Consider the following 6,475-nt stretch of genomic DNA (forward strand, 5'->3'; position numbering starts at 1 on the left):
TGGTCTCGCATGACCCAGGGACCGATGGGCACAACAGGATCATGAAGACAGTCGTCGTCGCCGTCCTGGGCGGCCTCCTGACCCTCGCCGGCATCGGCCTGCTGGTGCTGCCCGGCCCCGGGTTCGTCCTCGTCGCGGCGGGGCTGGCCGTGCTGGCGACCCGCTTCTCCTGGGCCAAGAAGCCGCTGGACTACGCCAAGGACAAGGCCGAGCAGGGCATCGAGGAGGTCGGCAAGAGCCCGCTGCGGGCCGCCGGCGCTGCGATCGCCGCGCTGGTGCTGATCGTGCTGGGCGTGCTCGCCCTCGCCGGGGTGGAGCTGCCGTTCATCAACGCCCTCAGCGCCGTCGTCCTGATCCTGTCCGGGCTGTTCCTGGTCGGCACGATCTTCTACGCCCGCCGGCAGGAGAAGGTCGAGCAGGCGCGGGCGCAGCGCCCTGCGGGCGAACCGGCCGGTGGCGGGGCGTACCGCGCCACCACCCCGCGCTCCGACTGACCGGTCAGGGCAGCCGCAGCACCCGCGCGTCCCAGGCGCCCAGCACGGCCGGGTCGGGGTCGGCGAGGTTGCCCAGCACGAGCTCGGCACCGGCCGCCCCGGGGAGCAGGTCGCCGAGGCGGTACGGCGTGCCGCTCACGTTGCACACCACCAGGAGCGTCTCGCCGTCCAGCGCGCGGGTGAAGGCGTACACGTCGTCGTGGTCGGGCAGCAGCATGGTGAAGTCGCCCCGCTGCACCGTCGCCGAGGAGTGCCGCAGCGCGATCAGCGCCCGGTGGTGCGCGAACACCGACCGCGGGTCGTCCCGCTGGGCGGCTGCGTTCCACTCGACGTGGTCGGGGTTGACCGCGATCCAGGGCGTCCCGGTGGTGAAGCCGGCGTGCTCGGTGGCGTCCCACTGCACCGGGGTGCGGGCGTTGTCCCGGCTGACCGGGCGGACCGCGGCCAGCACCCGCTCCGGGTCCTCCCCGGCCGCCACGGCCTGCGCGACGTGGTTCAGCGACTCGACGTCGCGCAGGTCCGCCAGCGTCGCGAACGGGGCGTTGGCCATGCCCAGCTCCTCGCCCTGGTAGACGTAGGGCGTCCCGCGGTGCAGGTGCAGCAGGGTGGCCAGGCAGGTCGCCGAGTCCTGGCGGTGCGCCGGGCTGTCGTCGCCGAACCGGGAGACCGCACGAGGCTGGTCGTGGTTGTCCCAGTAGAGGGAGTTCCAGCCGACCTCGGCGAGGCCGGCCTGCCACCGGCCGAAGGACGCCTTGAGGTCGCGCAGCCGCAGCGGCCGGGAGTGCCACTTGTCGCCGTCGAAGTCCAGCCCGACGTGCTCGAACTGGAACACCATGTCGACCTCGGCGCGGGCGGGGTCGGTGAACAGCCGGGCCTGCTCGACGGTCACGCCGGGCATCTCCCCGACGGTGAGCAGCCGCTCCGGCCGACCGGCGAACACCTCGCGGTGCATCTCCTGCAGGAACTCGTGGACCCGCGGCCCGCACAGGTAGGACGCCGACCCGTCGCCGTAGGGGCTGCCGGGCAGCGCCGGCCCGTCGTGCAGTCCGCCGTCCGGGGCGACGTCCTTGCTGATCATGTTGATGACGTCCATCCGGAAGCCGTCGACCCCGCGGTCCAGCCACCAGCGCATCATCGCGTACACGGCCTGCCGGACCTCCGGGTTCTCCCAGTTCAGGTCCGGCTGCTCGCGGGCGAACAGGTGCAGGAAGTACTCGCCGGTGGCGTCGTCCAGCTCCCAGGTGGGGCCGGAGAAGAACGAGTGCCAGTTGGTCGGCTCGGCGCCCGGCTCGCCGGCCGCCAGGCCCGCGCGCGGGGGTCGCCACCAGTACCAGTCCCGCTTCGGCGACGTCCGGGACGCCCTGCTGTCGGCGAACCACGGGTGCTGGTCGCTGGTGTGGTTGACCACGAGGTCCATGACCAGCTTGATGCCGCGCCCGTGCAGCTCGGCGAGCAGCGCGTCGAACTCCTCGAGCGTGCCGAAGACCGGGTCGACGGCCTGGTAGTCGCTGATGTCGTAGCCGTTGTCCGCCTGCGGGGAGGCGTAGACGGGGGAGAGCCAGACGACGTCGACGCCGAGGTCGGTCAGGTGGTCCAGCCGTTGCCGGATGCCGCCGAGGTCACCGATGCCGTCGCCGTCGGAGTCCATGAACGACCGCGGGTAGACCTGGTAGACGACGGCGCTGGTCCACCACGGCGGCTCGGTCACGCCGCCGATCCTCTCAGCGCAGCGGAGGACGCCGCTCGCCGAAGCGGGTGGCCTGCTCGAAGGCGTGGCCGACCTCCAGCACCGTCCGGTCGGCGCGCGGCGCGGCGACGACCTGCAGGCCGACCGGCAGCCCGTCGGGGGTGAAGCCGCCGGGCACCGACAGCGCCGGGCAGCCGGTCGCCGAGATCAGCGTGCAGGAGCGCATCCAGCCGAGGTAGTCGTCGAACTCCACCCCGTTCACCGACGACGGGTACTCGACCTCCACCGGGAAGGGCAGCACCTGGGTGGTCGGGGCCAGCAGCACGTCGTAGCGCTCGAAGAACGCGACCACCTGCTCGTACAGCCGGGTGTGGGCGGCCTCGGCCCGGCCGACGTCGGCGCCGGTGAGCTCGGCGCCGCGGGCGGCGTTCCAGCGGATCGTCTCCTTGACCTGGTCCGGGTGCTGCCGGACCAGGTCGCCGTAGCTGGCCTCGAAGAGCCAGGCCCGCAGCACGCCGAACGCCTCGTCGGCGCCGGTGAGGTCGGGGCAGTCCGCCTCGACGGTGGCGCCGAGGTCGGTGAACACCCCGAGCGAGGCCTCCAGTGTCGCGGTGACGGCCGGGTCGACCGGCACCCGGCCGCCCAGGTCCGGCGCCCAGGCGATGCGCAGGCCGGTCAGCTCGGTCGGCAGCGGCGCGGCGAAGGACGCGCCGGGGGCCTCCAGCGAGATGGGCACCCGCGGGTCGGGACCGGCGAGCGCGGAGAGCCCGAGCGCGACGTCGGCGACGGTGCGGCCCATCGGGCCCTGCACCGACAGCTGGGACCAGCCGATGGTGGTCGGGTGGCTGGGCACCCGGCCCGGGGTGGGTCGGAGCCCGACGACGTTGCAGAACGCGGCCGGGTTGCGCAGCGAGCCGCCCATGTCGCTGCCCTCGGCGATCGGCACCAGCCCGGCGGCCAGCGCCGCGGCCCCGCCGCCCGTGGAGCCGCCGGCGGACAGCCCGTGCCGGTACGGGTTGTGGGTGGTGCCGAACACGGTGTTGAAGGTGTGCGAGCCGGCCGCGAACTCCGGCACGTTGGTCTTGCCGACCCGGATGGCCCCGGCCGCCTTGAGCCGGGCGACGACGAGCTCGTCCTGCTCGGGCACGGCGTCGGTGTGCAGCGGTGAGCCCCACGTCGTCCGCATGCCACCGGTGGCGTGGGTGTCCTTGTGCGCGACCGGCAGGCCGTGCAGCGGGCCGACCGGCTCGCCCGCCGCGAGCCGCGCGTCGGCGGCGTCGGCGGCCACCCGGGCGCCCTCGGCGTCGAGGGTGACGATCGCGTTGAGGGCCGGGTTCAGCCGCTCGATCCGGTCCAGGTGCGCGTCCACCAGCTCGCGCGCCGAGACCTCCCGGTCGCGCAGCAGCGCGGCCAGCTCGGTCGCCGGACGGGTGCAGAGGTCGTCGTCCATACCCGGACGGTACTGGCTGTCTTAGCGCTGAGGAACCGCGCCGGCCGGGACGACGAGGGTCAGTTCCGTGCCGCCGGTGTGTTCCACGTGGAACCCGGCGCGGCGGAGCAGGGCGCGCAGCCGGACGACGGAGTCCGGCTCGCCGGTCGTGGTCGCCAGCACCCGGGCCAGCCGCCCCTTGTGGGCCTTGTTGAAGTGGCTCACCACGGCCCGGATCCCGTCCGGCCGCTCGCTGAGCACCTGCACGGTGACCGCGCCGGGCACCGGCGCCAGCTCCGCGTAGGCGCCGGACCGCAGGTCGACGACGAGGTCGTCGATGCGGGCCAGCACGTCGGTGAGCACCGGCTTCCACAGCGACCGCAGGGTGGGCAGACCGGGCAGCGAGCTGCCCGCGGACAGCCGGTAGGCCGGGACGGCGTCCCCCGCCCGCAGCACCCCGAACAGCGCCGACCCGACCGCGAGCCGCGCGTCGGCCCGGCGGCGCTCGGCCGGGCGGAGCGACCGGACGTCGAGGGCGTCGTAGAGGACGCCGGTGTAGCGCTCGATGGCCGGCATGGTCGGGCTCTCGCGCAGCGCGGCGTTGCGGGCGATCTCGTCGTCCTGGGCGGGGGAGAGGCCGAGGGCGGCGCGGGCCGCGGGCACGTCCCGGGCGAGCGTTCTCACTGCCTCGACCAGCTGCTCGCGCAGCGGGGTGAGCTCCGGCGCCCCCAGGGCGGTCAGGTCGAGCGGGGACCCGACCCCGCCGGGGTGCTTGGTCTCCGAGGGGGGCAGCAGGACGAGCACGACAGGCCACGGTACGTGTTCCTCATCCGTCACACCCGGCACGTCGAGGGACCGTTCGGACACACTGCGCAGCCACGTCCTCTACCGTCCCCTGGATCGGTGCGCACGGCGTCGACGGGCAGGCCGGGAGGTGGGAGCGGTGCTGGTGCTGGATGGAGCGGCCGTCTCCACCCGCGGGCCGCGCCCGGACAACCAGGACTCGGCGGTCACCGGACCGCTGCTGATCGCCATCGCCGACGGGGTCGGGGGCAACGTCGGCGGCGCCGTGGCGTCGTCCCTGGTGGTCAACTGGCTGGCCCCGCTGGCCTCCGGCAGCGCCGGGGAGGGCGCCGACGACCCGGTGCGGGTGGTGGCCAGCGCGAACGAGCGGATCCGGGCGGCCTACACCGAGCGGCCGCGGCTGCGCACGATGGCGACGACGCTCACCGCCATGCACGTCGACGCCGAGGGCATCGCGTTGCTGCACATCGGTGACTCCCGCGGGTTCGTGCTCGCCGGGGACGAGCTGACCCAGGTCAGCACCGACCACACGCTGGTCCAGGCGCTCATCGACGCCGGCTCGCTGACCCCCGCCGAGGCCCGCGTGCACCCGCAGCGGTCAGCGGTCTACGCGGCCATGCACGGTGCCGACGACGACGTGGCCGCGCTCGACGTGATCCGGCTCGACGCGCGCCCCGGTGACCGGTTGATGGTCTGCTCCGACGGGCTGTCCGACGTCGTCCCGCCCAGCACGATCCGGGACCTGCTGGCCTCCGGCAGCCCCGCGCAGGCCGCTGCCGCCCTCCGCGACGCCGCGCTGGCCGGACCACCGACGGACAACATCACCGTGGTGGTCGCCGACGTCCGCGAGCCGGTCGCCGGGGAGCCGGCCGCCCGGCTGAGCACCGTCGGTGCGGCCGGCGAGCTGCGGGAGGAGACCGCGGAGGCGCTGGAGGCCGTCTGGCCCGGCCCGGTGCCGGTCGGCCTGGTCCAGCACCGCCCGCGCTGATCAGGTCCAGTAGAGCAGCCGCGCCCCGGGCAGCCGGTCGGCGATGGCCGTGGTGAACCAGCCGCGCAGCTCGGACATGGTCTCCCGCGGGTAGACGTGCTTGACCGAGCCGAACTTGCCGCGCTTGGTGGTGCGGACGTCCTCGTCCATCTCCAGCTTGGTGCGCGGGTACCAGTCGGTCAGCGTCGCCTTGCTGCCCGGCGTGAACCGGTGGGTGATGCACTCGACGGTCAGGTCGGTGCCCTCCGGCAGGGCGGCGGCGACGCTGTCGAGCAGGTCGCCGTACTCCTCCCGCCAGCCCTCGCCCGGCATGATCGGGGCGATCGTCAGCCCGACCGGGTAGCCGGCGGCGGCCACCGCGGCCAGGGCGGCGACGCGCTGCGGGACCGGTGCGGTGGCGCCCTCGAAGCGGCGGGCCACCGAGGCGGCGTTGACCGAGAAGCGCAGCCGGGTGCGGCCGGCGTGCGGCAGCTCGAGCAGCCCGGCGACGTCGTCGAACTTGGTGGTCGCCCGCAGCTGCACCGGCCCCGGCCACTCGTGCGTGCCGAAGTGCTCGATCGCCCGCGCCAGGCCGCCGGTGAGGTGCTCGAGCGCCAGCGGGTCGGTGTAGCAGGACGCCTCGAACGTCGTCCCCTCGTCGCCGCGGGCGGCGGTGCCGGAGGTGACGGCGCCGGAGCCCACGTAGCCGTCGAGGTCGCCGAGCACCTCGTCGAGGTCGGCGAAGACCCGGGTGATCGGCGGGCCGCTCAGCGAGCCGGCCAGGTAGCAGTACTGGCAGTGCGCGGGGCAGCCCTCGGCCAGGTCGAACCGCCAGTCCGCCGACGGCGGGATCGGCTGGAGCCGGCGCTTGGACGCCGGCGGGACGACGACGGCGAGGGTCTGCTTGGCCCGCATGAAGGCGGCCCGGTCGCCGTCGCCGCGCAGGTTGGGCAGCCGGTCGCCACCAAGGAGCTCGATGTCGGAGACCCCGGCGGCCTCGAGCCGCTGCAGGATGCGCCGGCCGTGCGGACGTTCGGCGGCCGACCGGGTGACCAGGACGCGGGACGGGGTCCAGAGGCGGGAGGGGGCAGGGG

General features: G+C 74.6%; 6 protein-coding genes. 2 read left to right on the forward strand and 4 right to left on the reverse strand.

All coding sequences use genetic code 11. The features are described from left to right. Positions 1–41: 41 nt before the first annotated feature. Positions 42–494, forward strand: a complete 453-nt coding sequence (locus tag FHL80_RS03045; RefSeq protein WP_138731980.1) for a PGPGW domain-containing protein — start codon at positions 42–44, stop codon at positions 492–494. 4 nt (positions 495–498) lie between these two features. Here the strand turns inward: FHL80_RS03045 and FHL80_RS03050 are convergent, their stop codons facing one another. The 3 genes from FHL80_RS03050 to yaaA are packed head-to-tail and all read right to left on the reverse strand — an operon-like array spanning position 499 to position 4,414. Continuing rightward, on the reverse strand, positions 499–2,202 hold the full coding sequence (locus tag FHL80_RS03050; protein WP_138731981.1) for a glycoside hydrolase family 13 protein: 1,704 nt from the start codon (positions 2,200–2,202) through the stop codon (positions 499–501). Between the two features lie 13 nt (positions 2,203–2,215). Continuing rightward, complete coding sequence (locus tag FHL80_RS03055; protein ID WP_138731982.1) at positions 2,216–3,631, reverse strand: amidase; 1,416 nt, start codon at positions 3,629–3,631, stop codon at positions 2,216–2,218. Positions 3,632–3,652: 21 nt separating this feature from the next. After that, a complete protein-coding gene (yaaA, locus tag FHL80_RS03060; RefSeq protein WP_138731983.1) occupies positions 3,653–4,414 on the reverse strand; it encodes a peroxide stress protein YaaA in 762 nt (253 codons plus the stop codon). 139 nt (positions 4,415–4,553) lie between these two features. Between yaaA and FHL80_RS03065 the strand changes: the two genes are divergently transcribed. After that, a complete protein-coding gene (locus FHL80_RS03065; RefSeq protein WP_216870368.1) occupies positions 4,554–5,402 on the forward strand; it encodes a PP2C family protein-serine/threonine phosphatase in 849 nt (282 codons plus the stop codon). On the opposite strand, the gene FHL80_RS03070 is transcribed toward FHL80_RS03065, so the two are convergent. Continuing rightward, the coding region (locus FHL80_RS03070; RefSeq protein WP_216870369.1) for an SPL family radical SAM protein at positions 5,403–6,475 on the reverse strand (1,073 nt) is incomplete at its 5' end.

The sequence above is a fragment of the Modestobacter excelsi genome, from assembly GCF_005930495.1.
Lineage (GTDB): Bacteria > Actinomycetota > Actinomycetes > Mycobacteriales > Geodermatophilaceae > Modestobacter > Modestobacter excelsi.

What these genes read in the sequence shown, in the direction of transcription:
- FHL80_RS03055 (WP_138731982.1), bottom strand. Translation starts at nt 3,631, where the DNA reads ATGGACGACGACCTCTGCACCCGTCCGGCGACCGAGCTGGCCGCGCTG.
- FHL80_RS03045 (WP_138731980.1), top strand. Translation starts at nt 42, where the DNA reads ATGAAGACAGTCGTCGTCGCCGTCCTGGGCGGCCTCCTGACCCTCGCC.